This window comes from Symplocastrum torsivum (genome assembly GCF_059505465.1).
Genome location: NZ_JCACKQ010000113.1, coordinates 225,942 through 248,455, shown reverse-complemented (window position 1 = coordinate 248,455; position 22,514 = coordinate 225,942). Strand labels below are relative to the sequence as shown.

Here is a 22,514-nt window from a genome sequence, read left to right as displayed (position 1 = left end):
ACTTTCACTCTATCTTCCCTGCTCCTTTTTCGCTTAAGTTGACACCAATGATGGCATACGCCCATTAAATGCATGTTCTCCAACAATCTGACGAATTTGAGCGGCTTGCTCCATATATTCAGTGTCAGTGAATACAGGCACCATACCTTCAAGAGAAAGTGGTTCAACCACATCAATCCATGAGCGACAGCCACTATACTCAGTACGGTAGGGAATAGTTTGTGCTTGAGGTAGTCGGTACGTCCGTAACAAGAGAATATATAGAGGCTGACGAGGTTTCCATTTTAGGCGATCGCTTACAAATTGCTCGTTCCAGATGTGATAGGGTAACAACTCTACAACCACGGACTCATCACTCACTAGCAAAATATCAGTAATCTCCGCCCAGCTACCAATCCCCACGGTTTCCGGATGCCAACCTGAGGTTACAGGGTTTACCAGAGGAGCATACTCAGCTTTTAGCAAGTTGGGCTGTTGATGCTCATAGGTGGGGTAAAGCAAAACTTCGTTGTGAGCAACTTTAAAACGGTTCCCCTCTTCCTTGATGCCCCCTTTGCGTAGCAGCATAATCGTTTTGCCCTGTTCTAGAGCCTCAACGGCAACAGCCCATTCTTTAAAAGCGTGTATTGTTGTAGCGTCCATCGGCAGATCCAATGAGTCTTTTCTTTTAGGCTAATCGCGATCGCAAAAAATAATACAGTGGGTGAAGAAATCGCCACTCACAGCTAATACCAAGTTGTTTTTAAACAGCGTACCTGGCTAAAAGCTATCAACTCTCACCTCAAAGCTGACCGCTGATGGCTGATGACTGACCACTAGTTGGTGTAAAATTCCAGTTCAAGAATTTTAGCCTTGGGCGTCGGGAAACCGTGCATCCTTAAAGACATCATGGCCATCATTGCCCTGAAAGCTTGGTATCTCCAGCAATATGAACCGATTAAAGAACTGGAGAAACGTCCTCACGACTTACGTCTGAGCAAAAATAGTTTGCTCAAGTCTGGTTTGCGGGCTGACTTTTTGGATGATAGCCAGGATGTCAAGAACTCGGAATGGTTTGGGCGTTACCTGGAAGGGGAAACTGTTGAATTTTACATTGAAGGCAGCGGCGGTTATGCCATTTCCAACATTGACTTGATCTCTCACGAGATTTACTTCAGCAAGCAAGAAGTAATGGGGCAACTGGAGCCAATTATATTCTTGAGCTACCAGACTGAATACAATGCTGCTAATGATGCTTTGCGTAACGCCCTCTCGAAGACACTGGAAGGCTTCAACAAGCGATCGCGTTTACCCCTAACTCTAGAAGAATCTCGACGCCCTGCGGGTGAACCGATGCGACTGAATAGCACTCAGATGCGTAAAATTCGTAAAAGTCTACTCTTTATTGCGGATGGGACACCGATAGCACGTATTGAAGGAGAAAAAACACCCCTACTAATTCCTAGCCCGAATGTCTGTATAGAAATAGGTTATGCCTTAACAGCCAAGCGTACAGAACAGATTTTGCTCACAAAGATGGAACGCCCAGATTTACCAGGGCAGTTTCCTTTTGATGTACCCAACTATCAGCAGTTGGTTTACGATGAACCCGCTGAGTTGAGCCAAACTTTACCCTCGGTGATGGAGGCATTGCTACAACGGTTTAATTTATTGACCTGATTCGGCAGTTATACCGTGATTGGCTAGTTCATTCTCGATAAAGTCTCGCCAAACACCATCTGGTTCCCAAATGTGATGGAGTTGCTTTTGAGCATCGCTAATACTCACACCCTGGCGAATCACTTGGTAGAGATACATAAACGCAGAAACCCTCATATTGAGAGCGCAATGCACAAAAACTTTGTTACCTGCATTTGCCTCCATGATGTGGAAAAAATTATCTAGATCCTTGCTGGTTGGGGCTTCCCACTTCACAGGCAGATGAACGTAAATCATGTCTTGAGAGGTGACTAGTTCACCCTCATTGGGTATCGCATTGGTGGAAGTAGGCATAGCCAAATTGACGACAACCTCGTATCCAGCTTCCTTAAGTGCCGGAAATTGCTCTTCTGTGGGCTGTCCTGCCGTGCCAATGTGTTCAGAAATCTTTAAGAAATTTTTGATCTGCTCCATACCCTGATTCTGTATCAGTTTCTTTCCGACAGTCAGACAAGCCTACCACTTCATAAAAGAGATTAGGGATTGGGGATTGGGAGAAAGAGAGTTTCAGCCCATTGCAATGGACTTGAGCGATGAACCGTGGAAATTAATTCGACGGCGGGAGAGTGGCTAGGGACAAACTCTCAGGCGATCGCATTAACTGTCTGACTTTTCAAACAGCCTCCGAGAAGCGTGATTTTCCGCCGCTTGGTCACTGATAATAATTTGGATACGGATTCAGTCAGGATAATTTTCCATGCCCAGAACCCCAGATGAATACGCTGTACATATCCTCTTGTCAAGTGGTCACCGGGAAGAAGTTCGCTTTGCAACAATTCAGGAGTTTCAGAAGTGGTACAGCGGTGAATTGATGCCAAAAGCAACCTCTAATGACTTCATTAGCGTACCGATCAAAAATGTCCAGGGCGAGTACATGGTGCTTCGTCCTTCTAGCGTTTCAGCGATTCGGGTGGAACCTGTTTTTGCAGGAAGCGTCGAACGTTTTTAGCCCAGCAAGGCTAAAGATCAATAACTTACAAAACATGAGGAGTAAGAAAGTTTGCTATTGAACCTACCTGATAGCCATTCCCTTTTCCTTAGTTAGGGAGTTCTATAGCCTTGCAACGTGCGATCGCTCTTTTGTTCTTGGTGAGTATGAGAAAGACATTAACTTGGCTTTCCCTAAGTTTAGGGATAACGCTTTTGACGGCTAACGGGATAATCGCCGCTGATGTGCCATTGCAACCGATTAACCCGGAGGCTAGTCAGACAGCACTGGACTCATTGGGTTTTGATGAGCAGTTGTGGGGGAATCCTGGTCAGCCAGGAGACTGGCGGGCAATGTTAAAGTCAATCGATTACAGCCTGCGTTATCTGCAAACCCCCACAGCGGCTCAAGCTTACCAGCGGTATCCAGTGCCAGGGATAACACGCGATCGCGTTCGTCGTTCGCTTGTCCGTTTTCGCCAACTCCTTGTCTCTTCTCCTTCGCCTGCCGAACTCCAAGCAGCTATCAATCGCGAGTTTGTCTTTTACAAGTCTGTTGGCAATGATGGTCAGGGAACTGTTGTTTTTACAGGCTACTTTGAGCCAATTTATGCCGCTAGTCGGACACCAAATGCGGAGTATCGCTATCCCCTCTATCGACTACCCGCTGATTTCAATAGCTGGGCAACCCCTCACCCAACCCGCGCTCAACTGGAAGGGGAAGATGGTTTAGGGAAGAACAGCCGACTGCGTGGGCGAGAATTAGTCTGGTTACGCGATCGCCTAGAGGCTTTTCTCGTTCACGTCCAAGGTTCCGCCCGACTCCGGATGTCAGATGGTAGCCTGATGACGGTTGGCTACGCAGGTAAGACAAATTACCCTTATAGCAGCGTGGGGCGAGAACTGGTTAAGGATGGGAAGTTGCAGCTAGATGGGTTGACCTTACCCGTTCTCATTGATTACTTTCGCCGCTTTCCAACGGAAATGAATCAATATCTACCACGCAATCAAAGCTTTGTTTTTTTCAAGGAAACCAACGGCGCACCCGCTACCGGAAGCATTGGCGTACCAGTTACTGCTGAGCGTTCCATTGCGACGGATAAATCCCTGATGCCTCCGGGGGCATTAGCCCTGATTCGAGCGACCATTCCCTACCCCAATGCGACGGGTCAGCTAGAATCCCGAATGGTGAGTCGCTATGTACTGGATCAGGACACAGGTAGTGCAATTCGGGGACCAGGCCGCGTCGATATCTTTATGGGAACTGGCCCACAAGCAGGCGATCGCGCTGGCATCATTGGTGGAGCGGGAGAACTGTACTACCCGCTATTGAAAGAGTGAGAAGAAATAAGGTAGTTCCTCTCCCTCATCAAAAGCTCTAAGCCGTCCTAGAATGACAGGGCTTTAGACCCAATTTTTTGGTAAAACATTAGCCACTGCTCAATTCGCGATCGCAATGGTGAACGAGGCTGCTGCCGCAAGTGCCGTTGCTGTCCGAACATGGTTCCAATTCGTCCAGTTGGTAAGGTAGCTGACCCATAAGCTTGCGCCATCAGTGCTGGCTGGGTCAACCTTCGCCAGCGCATCATTCAGCGGCACATTAAACATTACTTCATTACCGTAAAAGATGTCAAATGGGTTCTATATCGAGAACACCGCTGCGTGTATGATTTAGACGAATCGAATCGCTTGAATTGGTGGTTGTGAAAAATGCCCCAACAGAGGTTGAGTGTTGTTAAGTCTTGGCAGATATGGACAGCCATAGCCTTGACAGGATGTTTGGCGATCGCTTCCTGGGAAAATGATGCCTTGGCTCAGGTTACTCCTGACGAAACATTAGGGACACAAAATTCTGTTGTCACCCCTAATGTTTCTATCAATGGCACTCTCACTGACCGAATTGATGGGGGAGCTACTCGTGGTGCTAATCTGTTCCATAGTTTTGAGCAATTTAATATCGGGGAAGGACAGCGCGTTTATTTTGTCAATCCTGTTGGAATTGAAAACATTCTCACTCGCGTGACAGGTACTGAACCCTCAGCTCTTTTAGGCATACTGGGGGTAGACGGTAGGGCAAATCTGTTTTTCCTCAATCCGAATGGCATCATTTTTGGGGAGAAGGGATTGCTGGATGTTCAGGGTTCGTTTTTAGCCACAACAGCCAATACAATTCAATTTGGGAATCAGGGATTTTTCAGTGGTTCAACACCTGAAATTCCACAGTTACTGGCCGTCAATCCTTCGGCTCTTTTCTTCAATCAAATTGCCACTCAGCCCATTACCAGTCATGCACATCTGCAGGTTCCGAATGGTCAGAGCTTACTTCTATTAGGTGGAAATGTAATCCTCAATGAAGGGATATTAAAAGCCGGAAATGGTCGAGTAGAATTAGGTGGGCTAGCAGACTCAGGCAGCGTAGGGCTGAATGTGAATGGGAATAAACTAAGCTTGAGTTTTCCCGATGGTGTAGCGCGAGCCGATGTATCGCTCACCAATCAAGCGCGAGTGGATGCTAGTGGTGAGGGTGGCGGTTTTGTTCAAGTACAGGGAGAGCGCATTACACTTACCGATGCCTCAGCAATTGTTGCAGATACTGAGGGGAACCAAAACGGCAAAGGTATTTTGATCCAAGCCTCGCAGTTCTCGATCCAAGATGGTTCGCAGGTATCCGCTTCTGCTATAGAAGAAAGTCAGGGAGACAGTGGCGGTATAACGGTGAATGCCTCCGAGTTGGTAGAAGTGATTGGCACGAGAATCATCGGTCAAAGTGGTGGAACGGGAGGCAATGACAGACCTAGCCGATTGGCAAGTGATGCTCAAGGAGCTGGAAAAGCGGAGAACTTAGTTATTAACACAGGGCGATTGGTTGTTCGGAATGGGGGGCGGATATCCGCATCGACGATAGACACGACGGGGGGAGGAAGTCTCATCATTAATGCCTCCGAGTCTGTGGAAGTCAGTGGCACCTCAAGCCAACGGCAGCGTCCCAGTTCCTTGACGGTTCAGACGCGAGGGGTTGGGCAAGCCGGAAGCTTAATCCTTAACACGGGACAATTAATGGTTCGGGATGGGGCAGAAGTCTCAGCATCTACCTTTGGTACCGGGGGTGGAGGCGATATCATCATCAATACCTTTTTGTCTGTGGAAGTCAGTGGTACCGTAATGACAAGAAATGGTGAATCGCCTAGCCGAATCGTTGCTGACACGGGGCGTCCACTCGACTCGCAGGATGTGGGGACGATAGTCGGTACGGGCAAGGGAGGAAGCCTGAACATTACGACAGGGCAATTGATTATTCGGGATGGCGCTGAAGTCACAGTGAGTAGTCAAGGGCTAGGAAATGCCGGTTCACTAACTATTGGGGCAGATTCGATTCTTCTGGAAAACCAAGGCTCGCTACGCGGCGAAACGGCATCAGGTCTTGGCGGTAACATTACCTTAGATGTGCAAGATTTAATCCTGATGCGTGACGGCAGTGCGATCGCCACTACCGCCGCTAACAATGGTAGTGGTGGTAATATCACGCTCAATGCCCCTTTCATTGTTGCTGTCCCTTCTGAAAATAGTGATATCGTTGCCAATGCCGATCAAGGCTTTGGTGGTCGGATTGACCTTACAGCTACAGGCATCTATGGGCTAGAGTTTCGCGAGGATCTGACAACAGAAAGTGATATTAATGCTAGTTCTAATGTGACTGGACAAGACGGTATTGTAAAAATCAACACACCGGAGATTGATCCTAGTAGTGGGTTAACCAACTTGCCTACAGATTTAGTTGATGCCTCTAACCAGATTGCTCAAAATTGCCGAACAGGTAGAACACAAGTTGCTCGAAATGAATTCATTATTACCGGACGGGGTGGGTTGCCGGACAATCCCAGCGACGCACTTAGCACTGATACTATTTGGACAGATTTGCGTTCAACGCCAAGGACAACTCTGAGTCGCGCAAGTTCTCAAGATGTGATTGCAATTGCCAACTCGACTCGCAAGCCGTTGGTAGAAGCTCAAGGGTGGGTAATCAACGACAAGGGCAAAGTGGTACTCATGGCTCAATCCTTCCCCGTACTAGCTCACAGCCTTTGGCAAACGACAGGCGAGTGTCCGGTTCCGTGACAAACTTGAAGATCGGCTTGAGTTGAAAAAAAGACGAGGATTTTACCCATGTCTGCCAAAACCACTCAACTTCCATTTTCGGCAAAGTCACCATATCGGAGCAGGGTGAGACGGCTTTGAGTACCTTAATTTAGGCTCCGTAAGATGTCAAATGGGTTCTATAACGGTTTTGAGATAACACTTCAGTACTTTTTCGCTGAAAGCTCACAGTCCAACGGCATTTTAGCCGTACTAATGTACTAAAATCAACGACGTTTTCTTGCCACGATTGGGGTTGAATTGCGTCGCCACTGAGAGTTGGAAGTTATCAAACATCCTCCATTGGACTCATTGCAGTTTCCTCTCCCAAGGATGAGGGTGAGCTGAAAAATTCCGAGAAAACTTAATAAAGTAGTTTATGATACAAAAATGCCGCATCCCATCCAAGTACCAGAACGTTCCTTGGGCAAAACACCCACGATCGCTACTATCGCATCGCTATGTCTTGCTCTGCTCTCGATCGCTTCTGCCGCAATTTTCATCAAATTCAGTGAACAGGAAATTAGTCCCTACGCTACAGCATTCAACCGTTTTTGGATTACCACAGTCATTTTGGGCTTGTGGAGCGGTGTCAGCGCAGTACGCCGGAAACAGGAGAACAGCGAAACCCCTAAATCATCCCCTTATACAGGAGCGATCATCGGGCAGTTATTTCTGGTAGGGTTCTTTTTAGCGGCTGACTTGATTCTGTGGGCTTGGTCACTGACGCAAACTAGCGTAGCTAACGCAACGTTACTGGCAAACCTCACGCCCGTATTCTCCTGTTTAGGTGGATGGTTGTTCTGTCAGAGACGCTTCGATCAGCAATTTCTGCTTGGCATGGCAATTGCGATCGCTGCCGTTTTTGTGATTGGATGTAATGATTGTCAACTTGCTAGTGGCAAATTTCTTGGAGATATTGCTGCTTTAATTGCTGCTGTGTGTTTCAGCGTCTATCTGTCGGTACTGGAACGGCTCCAAAATCAGTTAGGGGCTACAAAGATTGTGTTCTGGAGTTCAGCGATCGCAACATTGGTATCGTTGCCGATTGTACTGATTGATGGAGGTCAAGTGTTTCCCACCTCCTGGCAGGGATGGCTAATAGTCATTTCTCTCGCTGGTGTTTGTCAAATCCTGGGACAGGGAATGCTCGTACACTCTCTCAACCAGTTGTCATCAGAATTCGTGGCGTTATTCCTGCTTTTAGAGCCAGTATTGGCGGGAGTTGGAGCTTGGGCATTGTTTTCAGAACAGTTGGGTTTGTTGAATCTGGTGGCGTTTGCGATCGCGTTGGTGGGCGTATATGTTTCTCTCTCTAGTCCATCTGCACTCAGAGATGAAGCAATTCAACCCAGTTTAGTAACGTTGCAGGTAGAAACTGACCCGAAAAATCGAGAGCAAGAAGTGGTCAAGGCTGTACTCAACAGTTGTATTGCCAAAAAAGAAATTTCCGTGCCAGAAACAGCATTAGTTGGCATGAAGCGGAGCTAGTACTCTACCGTAGATTTCTTAAACAGTTTGGATGCAACACCTCTTAAAATGTGTGGCAATAGTTTTAGACCCGGTAAGAAGACAATCCCTATCTGCTGCATCAATCCGAGTGCATCGCCTTGCCCCCAATGCTCTATGATTTTTCCGTCCTCGACTCGATCAATGTGCATGATCGACAATTTAATCCGCTTGCCCGTTGGCGGCAAGCCTTGAAATTCTCCAAGGTGCGTGGCTGTAAACGTTCCGCACGTCACAACTCTATCGCCTGCAACCACAACCTCATCAAAAATGTGTTGACCCTCGCTGAAGGCTAAATAAAACGACATCCCGAACTGCTTGAATCCCTCTCCATCCAATGGTTCAGGCATACCTGCCAGATGAGCAACAAAATTCGGAGCAAGAAGTTCTAAGGCTTGCTCCATTTTGCGATCGTCGAAGGCTTTGTAGAACTGGAGAACGATCACTTTGTTTTGTTCAGTCAGCATACGATCCTAACCTTTATGACGACAGCTATAACTAAGGATTACAGTACATACATTGAGCTGGGTCGGCTTTCTCTATCCCGTCTGGAAATAAGATTTCTTGGTTAAAACTACACTTTTTACATTGATAAATTTCCAACAGCGTCATACTGCTAGGCAAGTTGCACCACTCACAAGGTAAGCCTTTTTTCCTCTGGACTACATCAAAACCAGGACAAGAACATTTAGGACAAATTTGCTTAATTTTTTGGATTAAATCGCGAGTTGCTTTTTCAATATTTTTCATTCGAGTAGGGTTATAAAGCGCTCGCATATCAGTTTCTATCTGTACTTTCCCATTGCGTGATTGAGCTAAAATCAATTCAACCGCTTCAATCAGTTGTTTTTCAGTTATTATTCCTTTAATAATTTCCTGCTTGCCTTCATCTGAAGGCTCCATAACGACTAATCCATGTTCGGGAAAGCCAACCTTTTGGGCAAATTCAAAAACTTCCTCAATGGTTTGTATGGTTTTATGACTAAAATTTGTGTCAGTTGAAAACTCTTGACCAACAATTTCTATTTCATTGATTGTGTCGATTAAAACAACAATTTCTCGATTGCGAGAAATATAAGGAAAAGCTGGATGAGGAGCAAAAGTTCCTTCACTGGCAAAGGCTAAGGTTTCACCTGTGAGTTCCAAAGCTTTTTGTGCTTTGAGTTTTGCGGCTTGTAGTTGGTCGCCAGTCCGTTTGATTTCTCGCGTGAAAGTCCCGAAGGTGTCAGTATCAAAGTTTTCTGGGACTACTACTTTAATTCCTAATTCCCGTTCGAGGAGAGGTGCAATTACCCTCTCTTTTTGGTGCATGGTGGCGAGTACTCCCACGCGATCGCCAAATAATGAATGCTTTGTCATCATTACCTTGCATCTATGTAGAGACGTTCCGGTGGAACGTCTCTACCAAAAGAAATTTTCTGTTTTGATGGTCTAAACCCATTCCTAATTTACTCGTCGTGAGCGAAGCGGTGGAAGAGGTAGTCTAGGGCGTGATTACGCAATCTGTAGTATTCTGGGTCTTCCATAATGAGGGCGCGATCGCGGGGACGCGGGAAAGGAATGTCCATAATCTCACCGATATTTGCTGCTGGACCATTGGTCATCATTACCAAGCGATCGGCTAAAAATAGTGCTTCATCAATATCGTGGGTAATCATTAGAACCGTGCAGCGGTGGTCGTTCCAGATTTTCAGCAGTTCTTCCTGTAACTCTTCCTTGGTGATGGCATCCAAAGCACCGAAAGGTTCATCCAAAATCAAGACTTGGGGACGAACCGCCAAAGCCCTGGCGATAGAAACCCGCTGTCTCATCCCACCGGACATTTGCGGTGGCTTTTTATCAGCCGCCTCCGACAAACCCACCATCGCGAGATGTTCCCGCACAATCGCTCTTTTTTGGGCCTGCGACTTGTTGGGGTGAACGGCGTGAACAGCTATGTAGATATTTTCAAACGCTGTCCGCCAAGGCAGTAGCGCGTAGTTTTGGAACACAACCATGCGGTCTGGCCCTGGCTTGGTGATGGGCTTCCCTTGCACGCGCACTTCTCCGGTGGTAGGAAAGGCGAAACCCGACACCATGTTCAGCAGGGTCGATTTGCCGCAGCCAGAGTGACCGATAACGCAGATAAACTCGCCTTCTTCTACCGTCAGGTTAACGTCTTGGAGTACCGGGTACGGGCCCTTCTTCGTTGGATAGACCTTAGAAACGTTTTCGATTGTTAGGAATGATTCGGGCTTAACTGTAGTTGTCATTGGCTGTCGGGCAGTGGAAGTCTGGCTATTGGTAAAGGCTAGACGGTTAACCATTGGTTTAGTTGTTGGTTATTAGTTGGTGGTTATTGATTATCGGTTGTTGGTTGTTGGTTGTTAGTAAAGGGCAAATATAGCAATCAGCACTCAGCTTTCAGCGGTCAGCTTTCAGTCAATTAGGCTCTAGCGAAGGAACGCAAGCTCCCGTTAATGTCCTAACCTAAGTAGCTACTGCTATAACAAACAACAAACTAATGACTAAGCAGCGACCGTAGGACGTGGTAAATCGAGGATGACTTCCGCAATGCTGAAATCGCGTTTAATCTTCAAATTGTTGAGATAACCAATCGGGTCGTCAGCAGTGAACGTGGTGCCATCAAACATCGCGATCGCGCCACTGGTATATTTCACATCCAACAGACCCAGTTCTCGTGCGGCGGTGCTGAACACGCTTACCCGGCACACCCGTTCCATGATTTCCACCCAGTTTCGAGGGAAGGGCGTGTGGCCCCAACGTGCCAACTGAGTCATGTGCCAAAGGTGTTCAGTCCGACTGGGACGATTCACGCCATCCCCAAAGAACAGGTGATGGGCAAACTCTCGCATGGGTTGATCGAGACTACAGAATGCTTCATCGGGGTTGCCGAGGTGGATGTAAGCAATATCTGTATTCACGTACTCCCGCTGGGCAACAATCTGACGCACCTCTAGTTCGTTAGCACGGTCAGTACAATACTGAGATGCCTCTAGCAACGCTTTGACTAAGGCAATGTGGGTGTTGGGATAAGCGTTTGCCCAGTCTTCGCGAACACCAAGCACTTTTCCTGGATGTCCGGGCCAAATCTCCAAGTCTGTGGCAACAGTAAAACCAATCCCTTGCATTGCCGCCCGCGTGTTCCAGGGTTCCCCAACACAGAAACCATCAATGGTTCCCCCTTGCAAATCGACGACCATTTGCGCTGGAGGGATGCTCTGAAGCGACAAATCGTAATCGGGGTCGATGCCACCACTCGCTAACCAGTAACGCAGCAGCAGATTGTGCATTGAGGAAGGATGCACTAACCCCATCCGGTGCTGGCGTTCCGGGGAGTCGAGCAGCATTTTCTTGAAATCTGCTAGGGTGCGTACCCCTTGGTCATAAAAGCGTTTATCCAGGGTGATGCCATTGCCGTTGCGAGTCATGGTCAATGCACTGACAACGGGCAAGGGTCGGTTGTCATTTCCGCCTAGGGTAATCCACAGAGGCATCCCCGATGGCATTTGAGCCGCATCTAAATACCCGCCACTGATGCCATCCATAATGCCGCGCCAACTCGTTTCGCGCACGAGGTTGACTTCATCTAAACCGTGTTTCTGGAAGAAGCCTTTTTCTTTGGCAACCGCTAGAGGAGCACAAGCCGTTAGTGGGACAAAACCAATGTCGAGGTTGACTTTTTCCAAACCATGACGCGCAACCACGGCTGTTTTTCTCGCCCGAATTTTCTTAATCCGCTTCTGCTGGTTGAGGAAGTAAATCATCTCACTCCGCAAGCTGTAGTAGCTAGGATGTTCCACCACTTCCATCCGCTTGCGAGGTCGGGGGATGTCCACCTCTAAAATCTGACCAATTTTGGAACCCGGTCCGTTGGTAAGCATGACAATTCGGTCAGACAGCAGCACCGCTTCATCGACATCATGGGTAACCATGATTGCCGTGACTTCGTTTTCTTCGCAGATTTTCATTAACTGCTCTTGGAGGTTGCCTCGTGTGAGAGCATCCAACGCGCCAAAGGGTTCATCAAGGAGCAGCAATTTGGGACGGATGGCAAGGGCGCGTGCGATCGCAACCCGTTGTTTTTGTCCACCCGATAGCATCGTAGGCTGTTTGTCCGCATGAGGGCGTAACCCAACCATATCAATGTGTCGCTCTACAATTGCTTTGCGCTCAGCAGCAGGCAAATCCTTCATCACCGAGTCAACAGCTAAGGCAATATTTTGCCGTACTGTCCGCCAAGGCAACAGAGAATAATTCTGGAACACCACCATCTTGTCTGGCCCTGGCTGTTTAACTTTTTGCCCTTCCAGGGTAACTATCCCATCACTCGGCAAATCTAAACCAGCAATCATGTTCAACAGGGTTGACTTACCGCAGCCGGAGTGACCGATGAACGAGATAAACTCTCCTTTTTTAATGTGTAGGTCAATCCCTTTTAAGGCAACGTATTCCCCACCACCAGCTAACGAAAAAACTTTATCAACTTGGTCAACAGCAACAAAAATACTCATTAGTCCTTAGTCCTTATCAGTCATTGGTCATTGGTTAGTTTTTATTAGTTATTAGTTATTAGTTATTAGTTATTAGTTATTAGTTATTAGTTATTTGTTGGTGATCAGAAACAACTAACAACACATAACTAACAACACATAACTAATCACTACTTCTTTTCCTGTGGAACAATCCTGGACTGCAAGTACCCCATGGCTCGGTCTAGAAGCAAGCCTACTGCACCGATATAGGCAACAGCCAAGATAATTTCACTGACATAGTTCTGTTGATAGGCATCCCAGATGAAGAAACCAATTCCGACAATACCTGACATCACGATTTCTGCTGCAATAATTGCCAACCATGCCAATCCAATCGCGATTTTCAATCCTGTAAAGATGTAGGGAAGAGCAGAGGGAAATAGAATGTTCAAGTAGTATTCCTTGCGTGAAAGCTGTAAAACTTTGGCGACGTTGTTGTAATCGTCGGGGATTTGCTTCACGCCCTCAGTCGTGTTGATTAAAATCGGCCAGACTGAGGTAATAAAAATTACGAAAATAGCAGCGGGCTGGTTTTGTTGCAAGGCGACCAGAGCAATCGGAACCCAAGCTAAAGGCGCTACCATTCGCAGGAACTGAAAAACTGGGTCTAAAGCTTTATTAATCAGTGGATTCGTTCCCACAAAAATGCCTGTAGCAATCCCGACAATTGCCGCTAATGAGTAGCCTTGGGCAACCCGACCCAAGCTTGCCATAGTCTGCCAAAACAGACCTTTGTCAATACCGCCTTTATCATAAAAGGGATACAAAAGTAGTTCTCTTGTCCGTTGATCTGTCCAAACACTGAGTGGCCCTGGCAGTCTTGTCAATCCAGACCAGGAAAATATTTGCCATACAGTTAAGAACCCTAGAACGCCCAATACAGGAGGCAAAATATCCTTAGATTGCTTTTTCCAGAAAGTCTGGATTGCGTTGGTTGAACTAGCTCTTGAATTGCGGTTGATTGTGTTGACAGTCATTTTCCTTTCCTCTATGTTGCTTTTAGTTTTGACGTTTGAACCTGTGAATGCGTGACTTTACCTAAACTCTCTTAATCGCAAGGCTATTGAGGTAAGCCTCTGGATTTTCTGGGTCAAATTCTTTTCCATCAAAAAATCTCTCAACACCTCGTGATGTACTTTGGGGAATCTCAGAATTAAAACCTGCCTCTTTCGCCGCTTCTCGCCATAAGTCTTCGCGGTTGACGCGATCGATAATCTGCTTGGCTTGATCAATATCGTTAATCTTTCCTTTGTGGAAACCCCAGCGCATACTTTCGGTTAAAAACCATAAATCGTGGCTCTTATAGGGGTAGGACACGCTACCGATATCGTCTTTCCAATACATCGGCCCCATCTTGAAGTCACCAACGTCTGCTTTGCCATCACCCATCGCATACTTCCCGGCATATGGGGGTTGGAGAATCCTTATAGGCACGTTGAAAAAGTTTCGCTGGGAGACAATTTGAACCAACTCCTCTCGGTTCTTGGCTTGATCGCACCACTGCTGCGCTTCCATTAATGCTTTTAAGACGGCTTTGGTTGCTTTGGGATTCTTGTCTACCCAGTCAGCTCTGATGCTTAAATATTCCTCTGGGTGGAATCTCCAGATTTGACCAGAAACTGCTGCCATGTGACCAATATCATCGGCAACGATACGATAGGGCCAGGGGTCACCTGTACTGAAGGCATCCATCGAACCGTTCCGCATCCCTTGCACCGTTTCAGCAGATGGCACTGCCAACAGGTCGATATCATTATCTGGATCAACACCACCTGCGGCGAACCAATAGCGAATCCAGAGGTCTTGGTTCACTTGGGGAAAGGTGTGTGCGGCTTTAAATTTCCTACCGTTGGCTTGTTGAAACCCTTTGATGTAGTCGGCAGCACCGGAAATGTCTAAACCCAGTCCTTTGCCTTTGTGCATACGAGCGATCGCAATTCCATTCCCCTGCGTATTCAACTGAGCTAAAACATACATGGGAATTTTTCGCCCGTTGGTGATTATGCCTTCACTAATTAGATGAGGCATCGGCATCTGCCACTGACCACCATCAATACCACCATTTGCTGAACCAATCGTCACATTGTCCCGTGCTGATGCCCAGCTTGCTTGCTTTGCCAACTTAACGTCGGTCATGCCGTACTTGGCAAAAAAGCCTTTTTCTTGAGCAATCACCAGCGCTGCCGCCTCGACAATGGGGATATACCCAAGCTTGACTGTTGACGTTTCCGGTACCTGTTCTGGACTCAGTTCAATGGCTTCTGCTTTCGGCGATAGTGCCGCAGGAGAAGGTGGGTTTCCCAAACAGCCTTTAAGGAATACAGAACTCGCCGCCGTTGCACCAGCCGTTAATAAAAATCTCCGTCGCGAAAAATTACTCATAAAATCTCCTTGCAGCTAATCCTATGTTCTGTAGGGCTACTAACAAATGGTTATGTTCTTGGAAGTTGAAAGTCTTAACTAAACTCTCTTAAAGTTGGTCGCTATTATTAATCAACCTTCAGGTTTATAGAAAATAGCGGCTATCCTCTTGACAATTTCGCTAACATTAGAGTTGCTTAAATCAGGATTTAATTGGAGCCTAGTTTTTGGTGCAGAGTTCCTCTCATGCGCCATTAGGAGCGGAGCGCTCAACCTTGAAGATTGGCTTGCTTCGTTCGCGATGACGTTTTGTTTATTGATTTGCAACTTGAAATTAGCTTACCATCCCTAACGATTGAATTGCGCCTATGGACTAGTCAAAGTTAAATAAAATATTAAATGGTATCAATAAGTATTCTTTTAGTGTCTTAGTTCTCAAGGCTTTGAGCCACAATCTACTGGCAACTATCTATAGGAACCATTGAACGCAACGATGATTAGTTGTTTTTGTTATCTTTAACTCATCAAACTATGAATAAAAAATGAAAACAGTCATCTTATTAAAGTCATTTCAATTCCGTTTAAGCAGCCATCTTATTAAAGTCATTTCAATTCCGTCTAAGGAGTCGGCATAAAACCTACGACCAAGATAAGCGGCGGCGACAGATAAATCTCTCAACCGTCCGCTTCATGGACTTGTTAAGTTGCGTCACTAGCGATCGCTCTTCATTGCTCTTTAGCCTATAAACTGCTTGTCAGAGGCAAGCCGCAAATTGGCTTTTGTGGACATCAACCAAGCAAAGCCAATTAATGACGAATAGCCCCCAAATAAAAAGGCTGCATACCGCCCTGCTGTTTCGGGTTGCATATTGCTCATTAACTCGGAAAAGCCAGCAAGAATCGGAATTTCACCCAGCATCCCAGGCAAAGCCATACAAATTGCACCTTGCAACCAATCTTTCTGCTCAATGCGCCGCCACTTCATCAGCCCCAAAGACACAACAGAATACAAAATACCTGTGACAATCACGTTGAGCCAGTATGCAGCAGAAGAACCTTCAAAGAAGTACGAACCAGCCATGCGATAAACGGAAGTTCCTGCTGCCCAGATAACGAAGCCGAGTAAGACGAAGCCAATTCTGTCTTTTGTGTTCATGGTGATTTCCCTATTGAACGGTGTTAACGTAATAGCCGTTACGCTAATCATTAATGTAATAGCCGTTACGTTAACTGTCAACCCATGAGCCGACCCACTGAGCCTCAGAAAAAGGAAGAGCTTTTAGAACGATGTCTAGCTGTTGCCATCGAAGTAGGAGCATTGGACACTAGTATCAACGCGATCGCTAAGAGAATAGGGACTAGTGGACGAATGCTCGTTTACCACTTTGGCTCTAAACAGGAATTAGAGCGACAAATCATCGGTCTTTTGGAGACTCGCTTGCGCGAAAGATTATGGTCATTTCAAGGCGTGTCACTTGAAGGGGCAGATTGTCTAGCACAACCCCTGCTTGAAATGTGGAGGCATTTGACTTCACCAGAGATGCACGGCTTGCTGAAACTGACGATGGAACTAAATCAACGTGCCATACAAGGCGACTCAGAAACACAACGTTTCTTAGAGCAAGAGAGTCAAAAATGGGTAGATTCTCTATTTAATCTCACAAATGACAAAACTACTGCTTTGTCGCTATTTCACTTATTTCAGGGCGCAATCTTGGACTTTTTGACGACAGGAAACGCACAACGCGGACAACAAACTATTAAGGCTTTTACCGAAACTCTGCGGTAACTTGAACCTGAGCATTTACAGACAATGTCGGTTTTCTAAAATATTGCAAGCAAAAGAAAGCTACTCTAGAGTGCTGTAGACTATTGCGTAGCTCTCTCATCACTCTCCTCAACTAAGCGTGCAAGACAGACGTAACTCTGAACCCTCTAGACGCCATCAACGTTTGCCTAATCAACGGTGGCAGATTGCGTCTCCAAAAGCCGAACAAGCAACTCAACTAGCTTCGTCAACAGGACTTTTACCGCTACTGGGTCAGGTGCTGATTAATCGGGGAATTGAGACACCAGAACAGGCACAGGTGTACTTGTATCCAGAATCTCAGGCGATGCCTTCACCGATGGATGAATTTCCTGACTTGGCAATCAGTGTGGAAATGCTCAAAGAAGCGATCGCCTCTGAAGAAAAAATCGCGATTTGTGGTGACTATGATGCGGATGGCATGACTAGCACCGCGTTATTACTTCGTGCCCTACGCTGGTTAGGTGCAGATGTAGACTACGCGATTCCTAGCCGCATGAAAGATGGCTACGGCATCAATACCCGAATTGTTGAGGAATTCGCCTCGGAAGGCGTGGCGCTGATTCTGACAGTCGATAACGGGATTTCTGCTCATGACGCGATCGCAAGAGCGCTAGAACTAGGAATGATGGTGATTGTAACTGACCACCACGACCTACCACCGGAACTTCCAGAAGCGGATGCTATTCTCAACCCAAAACTGATTCCCGAATTCTCGCCTTATCGAGGTCTTGCCGGAGTTGGTGTTGCTTATATTTTGGCAGTGTCTCTCGCGCAAGAACTGGGTAAGCTTCCGGGATTAACGAGTCAACTCTTAGAACTTTTTACACTAGGAACGATTGCCGATTTAGCTCCCTTGAATGGGATTAACCGACGTTGGTTAAAGCGAGGCTTAAAGCTACTACCTCACTCTAAACTTGCAGGTGTTCAAGCCTTAATCCAGATGGCTGGGGTGAGTGAAGACCAAAAAGCCTTGAAGCCAGAGGACATCGGCTTTAAGCTAGGCCCAAGAATTAATGCGATCGGTCGTTTATCCGACCCTCAGATTGTCATTGAACTGCTAACGACAACTGAACCAGGAATCGCTTTAGAACGTGCGATGCAGTGTGAGCAAATCAATCAAAAGCGCCAGCAACTGTGTGAGCAAATTGAACAAGAAGCGATCGCATTCATCGAAGCTAGTCAGATAGATTTGCAACAACAGCGTGTCTTAGTGATTGTTCAACCCAATTGGCATCACGGTGTTATTGGTATCGTCGCCTCCCGACTCGTAGAACGCTACGGTGTCCCCGTATTTATCGGCACCTACGAAGCGGAAGATGCCAATCACATCCGGGGTTCAGCACGGGGAATTCCTGAATTTAATGTCTTTGAAGCACTACAGTTCTGCAAAGAATACTTAGGAAAATTTGGCGGACACCAAGCTGCTGGTGGTTTCTCCTTACCCACCGATAACTTGGACGTGTTTCGGCAATCTCTTAGTGAATTTGCTAGAACGTGCCTACAACCCGAACACCTCAAACCGCTAGTTGAGATTGACGTACAGGCTGACTTTAGTCAAATTACTTCCAACCTCTACCGACAAATTGACGTGCTGCACCCCTGCGGTATTGGTAACCCTGACCCAGTTTTCTGGACACCTAATGTTAAAGTAGTCGATCAAAAAATTGTTGGTAAAGGACACCTGAAGCTCACCCTGAGCCAAGACAACCAACCAACAAAAATTACAGCAGTTGCTTGGCGCTGGGGCGAATACTTCCCCCTCCCGTCACGAGTGGATATTGCCTACAAACTCAAAGAAAATACCTGGAACGGTAACACAAACATTGAGTTGGAGTTAGTTGGCATTCGCTTACCCACCTCTGTCTTGACCCCAACTGTGCCACCCAAGAAAGCGGAGTTCTATCACAATGAGCGTCACTACACCTGTAGCCTATATGAGTCTTTAAGTGAGTTAAGAATTAGAAATGCTGAAGGGAAGGTTCTAGCGATTCAGAAAGGACAACGAATCGGACTTTTAGGCGCTAGGCGAGAAGACGCGAAAGAGGTTGATGTTACAAAACCTCACTACTATCAGTTGATTAAAGCCGCTACTCACGCTTTAGCAGTGAGCGAATAATTTGGGAATTTAGCTATCAGCAATCAGCTTTCAGCAAAAAAACTAGCTAACTGCTACGACGAACACCTTCTAAAGATGCGCTCAAGGTTAACGGATGCTGACGACTTTAATTTAAAAGCTGAAAGCTGATAGCTCAATGCTTCTCTCTAAAGATCGCCTTTGAGAGCAGCCAACGCAAAAATGACGATTGGACCCGAAAGTACGACAGCCGCTAGCATGGTCAACTGTGCAATGACTTCCCAGTTGACGTTGTTTAAAAAGCTTAAATCCATTTATCCTCCCAATTGACCCAACGAATTTGATGGCGAAACTAAAAAATTCTTGTTTAGATCTTATCCGGTAGTTTTCTCAGTCTTTTAATTAAGTTTACAAAACTATATAAAACGCAACAAAATCCGATGCAGCATCTGCCAGAGGTGAAAACTCGCTAAGCTTGAAGGGCATTAAATTTGTAGCTCCTGTTTAAAGTAATGGCAACTTGGCTTTGTGTAAAGCAATGTGGTGCGTGCTGTCATCTTGACCCAACTGAGCGTCCAGATTTAGAGGAGTATCTTTCTCCAGAGGAGTTAGCGCTTTATCTGAGTCTGGTGGGTGAAGGGGGATGGTGTGTGAATTTTGATCATTCAACCCGTGAATGCCGCATTTATGACAAGCGTCCTCGCTTCTGTCGTGTAGAAGGAGATGCTTTTCAAGAGATGTTTGGTGTGGAACCAGCAGAGTTAAATGACTTTGCAATTGATTGCTGCCGTCAGCAGATTGAGGGGGTTTATGGCGATCGCTCTTTAGAGATGATCAGATTTGATCAGCAAGTCGGTATTTGATTGGAAAGAGGCTAGAAAATGCTCTGCTTATAGTTCCGATAAGCAACATTAAGGGTTGCTATTTTATGTAAATTTCTGAGAAGATGAAAAGAATATGAAAGCTAGTTAACATTGATACAGGCTCCCGTGAAACTCTCTTCCCTGCCTTTGACCAGTCCTGTCCTGTCAGCACCCCCAACTTTGATTGAGCCAGCGTCAAAAAATGACAAACTTCGTTCTCAGTCGCCGTCTAAGGCTGAGCTAACAAAAGATTTGTCACTAACCGCTCTTGCCAAGCCACAGCAGGCTCAGGAGCGTAATCGAGGTGTTTGGCGTATCTTTAGCTCCACATTCTTAACGATTTTTCTAGCAGAGATGGGAGACAAAACCCAGCTAGCGACGTTGCTAATGAGTGCAGAATCTCATGCTCCGTGGGTTGTTTTTGCGGGGGCTGCGATCGCCTTAATTGCAACAAGCTTACTTGGAGTACTTATTGGTCGTTGGCTAGCTAATCGGCTTTCTCCTAAAACGTTGGAAATGTCAGCCGGAGCGCTTTTGCTCTTCATTTCCGTCATGCTGCTCTGGGATGTCGTGCAATTCGCTGGCTAACAACTGTTTTGAAAATAGGTGTTAGGTGGTAGGTGATAGGTGATAGGGATTTTCATCCTTCGGTGTAGGCAATCACCCGTAGAAGTCTAACAACGAACTACCAACAACCAATAACTAATAACCAACAACCAATGGACTGGCAACTTCTCGGATTGAGTTTCATAACGGTGTTTCTAGCAGAAATTGGAGACAAGAGCCAACTGGCAGCGATCGCATTGGGTGGTAGCCTCAAGTCTCCCCGTGCTGTGTTTTTTGGCTCTGTTGCTGCACTGCTTTTGGCTAGCCTAATTGGTGTTCTGGCAGGGGAAGGAGTCGCGCACTTATTGCCCGATCGGATACTAAAAGCGATCGCAGCTATTGGCTTTGCACTGATGGCAATCCGTCTGCTATGGCCCTCAGAAGTAAACGACACCCAAGAGTAAGTTTTGCGATTTCAATTGAACTAGCTCAAGAAAAAAGCTCCTCACAACAGCGAGGAGCTTTCTTGTACCCGGATAATGTTCTATCTAAGCAAGCTTACGCAAATCGCCGTAGCACCAGCCAAGCAGAGTAGTACCTGCTGCTAACTTAATAGCTTCAAGTACCCAATACCCCTCATGCATCTGAAGCATTCCCGCAGGCATCCCAGTCGTTGGCTCCAAAAGATTCAGTTGGAGAGCCAGAGCGCTCATCTGCGGCGTGATGATGTAAGTATAAATGAGTGCAATTGCCAGCAGAAGGACAGCTAAGAAGATTGACCAGCGCCTTACCTGACGGTAAAGATTGGAGGGACCACGCAGCGCTAAGAGACTTGCTAACACAAGAGCCGCACACAGCAATTCGATACGATTAAAAGTCCAGAAAATTGAATAACCTGCTGCTGCAAAACTCGATTGGGTCATCATACCAGCCGCTGATAGACCAGGCATGATCACAAAGTCCAAAATCAAACTGCTACTCAGCCAAAAGCCCAAGGCAAACATTATGATCGTCTGCCATGTGGGTCGCTTTACACTAACGCCAAAATCAGCGTTCATAGAATTTCCTCTATCGTGTCTTAATCTTTAGCTTAACCAATTATTTTGAGAAAAAATATGAAGTAATCTTTCATTAAATATGAAATAAAGCTAAAGAGTATTTCCAAAATTCAAGCTAATTTTTCATTAGCTAAGAATCTTTGAAAACCCTCTAACCTCCATAAATACTAATAAGTACTTTTGCTTAGGAAGTAGACGTTAAGCGATCGCGTAGAAAGACATCTGATGTCACTCACTCTGGTCAGCCAGATGTACTGTGGTGTTCTAAAACTAAAGTAAGGGCTAAGTCGGGATTCTCGTCATTCACCTCGCCCCTCTAAACCAATGCGCGTTTCAAGTTTATTCGGAGTAATGACATTAGTCGCCAGTCTTTTGGGCGTTACTACTTCATCAATTCAGGCAATTCAACTAGCCGATGGAACAGTTTCATTTGAGAAGCCTCCTCGCTTAGTTAAGGCAACAACAACCTACAACCAAGCTGATATATCGGGAGCGACCTACTACTTCACAATAGAATTACCAGAAAATGCTGGCGAACCCCTTCAGAAAGTCACAATTAACCAACGTCAAGGATTTGATGATATTCGATTTGATCTCGATGATAGTCGTGCATTTGAAGGGACACCTCGGAACAAAGGTGAGCGGTTAACTCTGGCAGCAGTAACCAAGGATGACGAAACCCAAACAATTTCATTAACATTTGACCCACCTGTAACACCCGGAAAAACGATTACCGTTGGGCTTCGTCCTAGGCGGAACCCGTGGACTGGCGGAGTATACCTTTTTGGCGTTACAGCTTTTCCGGCGGGAGAGAAGCCCTACGGATTGTATCTCGGTGTTGGGCGTCTGCACTTCTACGACAATGACAGAGATTTCCCCTCTGATTCTTGACTATGTACCCTAGTACATCACAGCCGAAATGAGCCTACCATCTGAAAACTTGCTCAAATCGTTAGAAATAAAGCTTGTTGACTTTTGACTTGGGCGTAGCAGTACTAG

At 46.3% G+C, this 22,514-nt stretch carries 23 protein-coding genes; 11 read left to right on the top strand and 12 right to left on the bottom strand.

Annotation, left to right across the window (positions count from 1 at the left end):
* Nucleotides 1-33: 33 nt before the first annotated feature.
* A complete protein-coding gene (locus AC5JL3_RS27525) occupies nt 34-642 on the bottom strand; it encodes a DUF1802 family protein (protein ID WP_496077485.1) in 609 nt (202 codons plus the stop codon).
* 246 nt (nt 643-888) lie between these two features.
* On the opposite strand from AC5JL3_RS27525, the gene AC5JL3_RS27520 reads away from it, so the two are divergent.
* A complete protein-coding gene (locus AC5JL3_RS27520) occupies nt 889-1,659 on the top strand; it encodes a hypothetical protein (RefSeq protein WP_496077484.1) in 771 nt (256 codons plus the stop codon).
* On the opposite strand, the gene AC5JL3_RS27515 is transcribed toward AC5JL3_RS27520, so the two are convergent.
* Nucleotides 1,648-2,112 (bottom strand): protein tyrosine phosphatase family protein, encoded by a 465-nt coding sequence (locus AC5JL3_RS27515; RefSeq protein ID WP_496077483.1) that lies wholly within the window; start codon nt 2,110-2,112, stop codon nt 1,648-1,650. The two genes, AC5JL3_RS27520 and AC5JL3_RS27515, sit on opposite strands and share 12 nt — an antisense overlap.
* Before the next feature lie 283 nt (nt 2,113-2,395).
* On the opposite strand from AC5JL3_RS27515, the gene AC5JL3_RS27510 reads away from it, so the two are divergent.
* Both AC5JL3_RS27510 and mltA read left to right on the top strand, forming a co-directional pair.
* Entirely contained in the window at nt 2,396-2,647 is a 252-nt protein-coding gene (locus tag AC5JL3_RS27510; protein WP_192222249.1) for a hypothetical protein, read from the top strand.
* A gap of 146 nt (nt 2,648-2,793) precedes the next feature.
* The gene (gene mltA, locus AC5JL3_RS27505; protein WP_496077482.1) at nt 2,794-3,966 is read left to right on the top strand and encodes a murein transglycosylase A; all 1,173 of its coding nucleotides are present in this window, start codon (nt 2,794-2,796) and stop codon (nt 3,964-3,966) included.
* A gap of 99 nt (nt 3,967-4,065) precedes the next feature.
* On the opposite strand, the gene AC5JL3_RS27500 is transcribed toward mltA, so the two are convergent.
* Nucleotides 4,066-4,233, bottom strand: a complete 168-nt coding sequence (locus tag AC5JL3_RS27500; protein WP_496077481.1) for an anthrone oxygenase family protein — start codon at nt 4,231-4,233, stop codon at nt 4,066-4,068.
* Between the two features lie 102 nt (nt 4,234-4,335).
* Here AC5JL3_RS27500 and AC5JL3_RS27495 point away from each other — a divergent pair, with 102 nt between their 5' ends.
* Complete coding sequence (locus tag AC5JL3_RS27495; protein WP_496077480.1) at nt 4,336-6,741, top strand: two-partner secretion domain-containing protein; 2,406 nt, start codon at nt 4,336-4,338, stop codon at nt 6,739-6,741.
* 408 nt (nt 6,742-7,149) lie between these two features.
* The gene (locus tag AC5JL3_RS27490) at nt 7,150-8,250 is read left to right on the top strand and encodes a DMT family transporter (RefSeq protein ID WP_496077479.1); all 1,101 of its coding nucleotides are present in this window, start codon (nt 7,150-7,152) and stop codon (nt 8,248-8,250) included.
* Here the strand turns inward: AC5JL3_RS27490 and AC5JL3_RS27485 are convergent.
* The 7 genes from AC5JL3_RS27485 to AC5JL3_RS27455 all read right to left on the bottom strand — a co-directional run bounded on the left by AC5JL3_RS27485 (nt 8,247) and on the right by AC5JL3_RS27455 (nt 16,320).
* The gene (locus AC5JL3_RS27485) at nt 8,247-8,735 is read right to left on the bottom strand and encodes an ester cyclase (RefSeq protein ID WP_348259226.1); all 489 of its coding nucleotides are present in this window, start codon (nt 8,733-8,735) and stop codon (nt 8,247-8,249) included. The two genes, AC5JL3_RS27490 and AC5JL3_RS27485, sit on opposite strands and share 4 nt — an antisense overlap.
* 31 nt (nt 8,736-8,766) lie before the next feature.
* Nucleotides 8,767-9,630 carry a DUF6671 family protein gene (locus AC5JL3_RS27480; RefSeq protein ID WP_496077478.1) on the bottom strand — a complete coding sequence of 288 codons (864 nt, stop codon included), beginning with the start codon at nt 9,628-9,630 and terminating at the stop codon, nt 8,767-8,769.
* A gap of 86 nt (nt 9,631-9,716) precedes the next feature.
* A complete protein-coding gene (locus AC5JL3_RS27475; protein ID WP_496077477.1) occupies nt 9,717-10,574 on the bottom strand; it encodes an ABC transporter ATP-binding protein in 858 nt (285 codons plus the stop codon).
* A gap of 201 nt (nt 10,575-10,775) precedes the next feature.
* Complete coding sequence (locus tag AC5JL3_RS27470; protein WP_496077476.1) at nt 10,776-12,782, bottom strand: ABC transporter ATP-binding/substrate-binding protein; 2,007 nt, start codon at nt 12,780-12,782, stop codon at nt 10,776-10,778.
* A 149-nt stretch (nt 12,783-12,931) separates the two neighbouring features.
* Nucleotides 12,932-13,780, bottom strand: a complete 849-nt coding sequence (ntrB, locus tag AC5JL3_RS27465; RefSeq protein ID WP_496077475.1) for a nitrate ABC transporter permease — start codon at nt 13,778-13,780, stop codon at nt 12,932-12,934.
* A gap of 61 nt (nt 13,781-13,841) precedes the next feature.
* The gene (locus AC5JL3_RS27460; RefSeq protein ID WP_496077474.1) at nt 13,842-15,185 is read right to left on the bottom strand and encodes a CmpA/NrtA family ABC transporter substrate-binding protein; all 1,344 of its coding nucleotides are present in this window, start codon (nt 15,183-15,185) and stop codon (nt 13,842-13,844) included.
* Nucleotides 15,186-15,900: 715 nt separating this feature from the next.
* Nucleotides 15,901-16,320: a DUF5367 domain-containing protein gene (locus tag AC5JL3_RS27455; RefSeq protein WP_496077473.1), complete on the bottom strand. Its 420-nt coding sequence runs from the start codon at nt 16,318-16,320 to the stop codon at nt 15,901-15,903.
* Between the two features lie 84 nt (nt 16,321-16,404).
* Between AC5JL3_RS27455 and AC5JL3_RS27450 the strand changes: the two genes are divergently transcribed.
* Both AC5JL3_RS27450 and recJ read left to right on the top strand, forming a co-directional pair.
* A complete protein-coding gene (locus AC5JL3_RS27450; protein ID WP_496077472.1) occupies nt 16,405-16,953 on the top strand; it encodes a TetR/AcrR family transcriptional regulator in 549 nt (182 codons plus the stop codon).
* A 118-nt stretch (nt 16,954-17,071) separates the two neighbouring features.
* Entirely contained in the window at nt 17,072-19,090 is a 2,019-nt protein-coding gene (recJ, locus tag AC5JL3_RS27445; RefSeq protein ID WP_496077471.1) for a single-stranded-DNA-specific exonuclease RecJ, read from the top strand.
* A gap of 146 nt (nt 19,091-19,236) precedes the next feature.
* On the opposite strand, the gene psb30 is transcribed toward recJ, so the two are convergent.
* The gene (gene psb30 / locus AC5JL3_RS27440; RefSeq protein WP_313929978.1) at nt 19,237-19,308 is read right to left on the bottom strand and encodes a photosystem II reaction center protein Ycf12/Psb30; all 72 of its coding nucleotides are present in this window, start codon (nt 19,306-19,308) and stop codon (nt 19,237-19,239) included.
* Between the two features lie 252 nt (nt 19,309-19,560).
* Here psb30 and AC5JL3_RS27435 point away from each other — a divergent pair, with 252 nt between their 5' ends.
* From AC5JL3_RS27435 to AC5JL3_RS27425, 3 genes are all read left to right on the top strand, one after another.
* Complete coding sequence (locus tag AC5JL3_RS27435; protein ID WP_192222736.1) at nt 19,561-19,911, top strand: YkgJ family cysteine cluster protein; 351 nt, start codon at nt 19,561-19,563, stop codon at nt 19,909-19,911.
* A gap of 126 nt (nt 19,912-20,037) precedes the next feature.
* Nucleotides 20,038-20,499, top strand: coding sequence for a TMEM165/GDT1 family protein (locus AC5JL3_RS27430; RefSeq protein WP_496077470.1), 462 nt, complete (start codon nt 20,038-20,040; stop codon nt 20,497-20,499).
* 131 nt (nt 20,500-20,630) lie between these two features.
* Entirely contained in the window at nt 20,631-20,921 is a 291-nt protein-coding gene (locus tag AC5JL3_RS27425; protein ID WP_496077469.1) for a TMEM165/GDT1 family protein, read from the top strand.
* 84 nt (nt 20,922-21,005) lie between these two features.
* Here AC5JL3_RS27425 and AC5JL3_RS27420 read toward each other — a convergent pair whose 3' ends face one another.
* Entirely contained in the window at nt 21,006-21,515 is a 510-nt protein-coding gene (locus AC5JL3_RS27420) for a DUF4149 domain-containing protein (protein ID WP_496077468.1), read from the bottom strand.
* Between the two features lie 324 nt (nt 21,516-21,839).
* On the opposite strand from AC5JL3_RS27420, the gene AC5JL3_RS27415 reads away from it, so the two are divergent.
* Nucleotides 21,840-22,406: a DUF2808 domain-containing protein gene (locus AC5JL3_RS27415; protein WP_496077467.1), complete on the top strand. Its 567-nt coding sequence runs from the start codon at nt 21,840-21,842 to the stop codon at nt 22,404-22,406.
* The last annotated feature ends 108 nt before the right edge of the window (nt 22,407-22,514 follow it).

Coding starts and splice junctions, on each gene's coding strand:
- AC5JL3_RS27455 (WP_496077473.1), bottom strand. CDS start 16,320: ATGAACACAAAAGACAGAATTGGCTTCGTCTTACTCGGCTTCGTTATC.
- AC5JL3_RS27515 (WP_496077483.1), bottom strand. CDS start 2,112: ATGGAGCAGATCAAAAATTTCTTAAAGATTTCTGAACACATTGGCACG.
- AC5JL3_RS27520 (WP_496077484.1), top strand. CDS start 889: ATGGCCATCATTGCCCTGAAAGCTTGGTATCTCCAGCAATATGAACCG.
- mltA (WP_496077482.1), top strand. CDS start 2,794: ATGAGAAAGACATTAACTTGGCTTTCCCTAAGTTTAGGGATAACGCTT.
- AC5JL3_RS27500 (WP_496077481.1), bottom strand. CDS start 4,233: ATGTTTAATGTGCCGCTGAATGATGCGCTGGCGAAGGTTGACCCAGCC.
- AC5JL3_RS27485 (WP_348259226.1), bottom strand. CDS start 8,735: ATGCTGACTGAACAAAACAAAGTGATCGTTCTCCAGTTCTACAAAGCC.
- AC5JL3_RS27460 (WP_496077474.1), bottom strand. CDS start 15,185: ATGAGTAATTTTTCGCGACGGAGATTTTTATTAACGGCTGGTGCAACG.
- AC5JL3_RS27470 (WP_496077476.1), bottom strand. CDS start 12,782: ATGAGTATTTTTGTTGCTGTTGACCAAGTTGATAAAGTTTTTTCGTTA.
- AC5JL3_RS27475 (WP_496077477.1), bottom strand. CDS start 10,574: ATGGTTAACCGTCTAGCCTTTACCAATAGCCAGACTTCCACTGCCCGA.
- AC5JL3_RS27420 (WP_496077468.1), bottom strand. CDS start 21,515: ATGAACGCTGATTTTGGCGTTAGTGTAAAGCGACCCACATGGCAGACG.
- AC5JL3_RS27425 (WP_496077469.1), top strand. CDS start 20,631: ATGGACTGGCAACTTCTCGGATTGAGTTTCATAACGGTGTTTCTAGCA.
- AC5JL3_RS27450 (WP_496077472.1), top strand. CDS start 16,405: ATGAGCCGACCCACTGAGCCTCAGAAAAAGGAAGAGCTTTTAGAACGA.
- AC5JL3_RS27495 (WP_496077480.1), top strand. CDS start 4,336: ATGCCCCAACAGAGGTTGAGTGTTGTTAAGTCTTGGCAGATATGGACA.
- ntrB (WP_496077475.1), bottom strand. CDS start 13,780: ATGACTGTCAACACAATCAACCGCAATTCAAGAGCTAGTTCAACCAAC.
- AC5JL3_RS27415 (WP_496077467.1), top strand. CDS start 21,840: ATGCGCGTTTCAAGTTTATTCGGAGTAATGACATTAGTCGCCAGTCTT.
- AC5JL3_RS27435 (WP_192222736.1), top strand. CDS start 19,561: ATGGCAACTTGGCTTTGTGTAAAGCAATGTGGTGCGTGCTGTCATCTT.
- AC5JL3_RS27510 (WP_192222249.1), top strand. CDS start 2,396: ATGCCCAGAACCCCAGATGAATACGCTGTACATATCCTCTTGTCAAGT.
- AC5JL3_RS27480 (WP_496077478.1), bottom strand. CDS start 9,630: ATGATGACAAAGCATTCATTATTTGGCGATCGCGTGGGAGTACTCGCC.
- AC5JL3_RS27490 (WP_496077479.1), top strand. CDS start 7,150: ATGCCGCATCCCATCCAAGTACCAGAACGTTCCTTGGGCAAAACACCC.
- AC5JL3_RS27525 (WP_496077485.1), bottom strand. CDS start 642: ATGGACGCTACAACAATACACGCTTTTAAAGAATGGGCTGTTGCCGTT.